The organism is Mycobacterium sp., from assembly GCF_039583785.1.
GTDB lineage: Bacteria > Actinomycetota > Actinomycetes > Mycobacteriales > Mycobacteriaceae > Mycobacterium.
Genome location: NZ_JAVKSG010000191.1, coordinates 1 through 2090, shown reverse-complemented (window position 1 = coordinate 2090; position 2090 = coordinate 1). Strand labels below are relative to the sequence as shown.

The following is a 2090-nucleotide window of genomic DNA, read 5'->3' as shown; positions in this document are numbered from 1 at the left end:
CTTCCCAAGCTGAATACGCGGGTTCGATTCCCGTCATCGGCTCCATACCTGAGCTGCGGCAATGCTGTTGGCACGATTTTAGGCTGCGTGTTGCGAGGGCGTCACAACTCGATCCAAAGTGGCACCGGCAGCCTTCAACGCGTCGGCCCGGCTGTGCGCGTACAACCACATCGTCAGGCTGACATCCTTGTGGACGATCCACGCCGCGATCACCGCCGCCGGCCCGCCGGAGACGTGAGCTCTGAGGATAAGACGGGCCTTGGGCTGCCACACCGCGCAGAGCGGCGGCGGCCGTCTTCCTCTTCGTCCTTCGTCACGATGCGCCGCAGCCTGTCAATGGATCGTTGAACAGCGGTGTTGTGTTTTTGGTGTTTAAGGAGGACGATGGGTCGCATGGAGACAATGCTCAAGACGGGCGAGGTCGCGCGAATGCTCGGCGTTTCACGCCAGCATGTCGCTAATCTGTGCGACCGCGGCGAGATCGAGCACGTCCGTGTAGGCACTCATCGGCGGGTTCCACGCCGCGAAGTTGACCGCTTGATGGGCACTCGGCTCACGCGCGAAGAAGAAAAGTCGTTGCGGCTGCACCAGGCGTTGCTGACGCCAATGCTCGCCGACCCAGATGCCGTCATATCCAAGGCTCGTAACAACCTCGATCGCTGGCAGAGCATGCATCGTCCCGACGGAATGACGATGCGGTACCTCGAAGAGTGGAAGCGAGTGCTCGACGGCGGTCTAGACGCGATTGTGGATATCGTGATCAGTCCCTCGCAGGCAGCGCGGGAACTGCGCCAAAACTCGCCGTTTGCCGGCGTGCTGCCCGACGAGACGCGGCTCCAAGTGCTTCGAACCTTCAAAGATCACTGGAGACGGGAGCACGAGCAGGCATCGGCGGCATGAACCGAGCGCAGCTCGCGCATCTGCTCCGCTCGGCATGCACCGTCGCCCACGATGCGGATGTGCTTGTGCTGGGCTCGCAGTCGATCCTCGGGTCATTTGAAGATGACGACCTACCTGCGGAAGCCACGGCCTCTCAAGAGGCCGATGTCGCATTCCTTGATGACCCGGGGATGAACAAAGCGGACGAGGTCGAGGGCGCCATCGGCGAGATGTCACCGTTTCACGAACGATTCGGCGTCTATGCCGAAGGCGTCCACCTCGACGTGGCCACCAAACCCGATGGATGGAAGGACCGGCTTGTCACTTGGGACGTCGAGTCCTCAAAACCCGCCGAACCGCGCTTTCTAGATCCTCACGACCTCGCCGTCTCAAAACTCGCCGCGGGCCGTCCGAAGGACCTCGACTTCGTCTTGGCGCTGATTCGCGACGGCCTTCTGAACGTCGCTCTACTTCGGGAGCGGGCCTCGATGCTTCCCGCGGAGACTGATCCACGTATCGGTAAACGAATTCAAGCGTGGCTGGACTTTGCGGCAGGAAAAGCTAGCCAAGCCGGGCCGCCGCGCAGCGCGTGAACGGGGCTTCGGCCAAAGCCGCTAACGGGTCGGCTTTGGTCTCATCTTTGGATCCAGGCGCACGTCGATTGACGGGCAACCGCCTACCGCTAGTTGTCTTCGCGACGCCGCCCGTTGTGCGTACACGTGACCATGCGCATGCGCGCCGTCCACGCGTGGCCGCTGTCCTGCAGGCCGTTTTTCCGTCAAAATATTGCAACGACGCGAAGGAAGACCACCGTCTACATCGACGAGGCGCCACCCCGCGCAGCGAAAGTAGCCGCGACACGGCCAGGCGAGCGTGAGTACGAGGTCTTCGAGGATGCGCTGCGCCGACATCTGGGTTTCGGCGGCACCCTCGGTTGGATCTGGGCCGCATCAGCGCCGAGGCGGCCGCGCGGCTTGCTGCCCAAGAGCTGACGGATCGGATGATCAGCTAGCGGAAGCGAGCCGGTTGACCGCGTCCCGATTCTCCGCGGACGGGGCGAAGTACGGCAGCACAGACTTCACCTGCGTCCACGCTTGCGCAGCAGGGAGGCCGCAGTGCCTCATCGCATATAGCGCCCCCACCGCGGCCGTCCGCGAGGCCGCCCCAGCACAGTGAACGAAGACCTCCTTGCCTTCGGCGCGAAGCTCGGC

At 63.2% G+C, this 2090-nt stretch carries 2 protein-coding genes and 1 pseudogene; 2 read left to right on the top strand and 1 reads right to left on the bottom strand.

Annotated features, from left to right (window positions below):
* Positions 1 to 384 precede the first annotated feature (384 nt).
* Positions 385 to 900, top strand: a complete 516-nt coding sequence (locus ABDV69_RS21275; protein WP_343577804.1) for a helix-turn-helix domain-containing protein — start codon at positions 385 to 387, stop codon at positions 898 to 900.
* A complete protein-coding gene (locus tag ABDV69_RS21270; RefSeq protein WP_343577802.1) occupies positions 897 to 1472 on the top strand; it encodes a DUF6036 family nucleotidyltransferase in 576 nt (191 codons plus the stop codon). Before ABDV69_RS21275 ends, ABDV69_RS21270 begins: the two co-directional genes overlap by 4 nt.
* A 411-nt stretch (positions 1473 to 1883) precedes the next feature.
* On the opposite strand, the pseudogene ABDV69_RS21265 reads toward ABDV69_RS21270, so the two are convergent.
* A pseudogene (locus ABDV69_RS21265) lies at positions 1884 to 2090 on the bottom strand (ADP-ribosylglycohydrolase family protein); the annotation flags it as partial.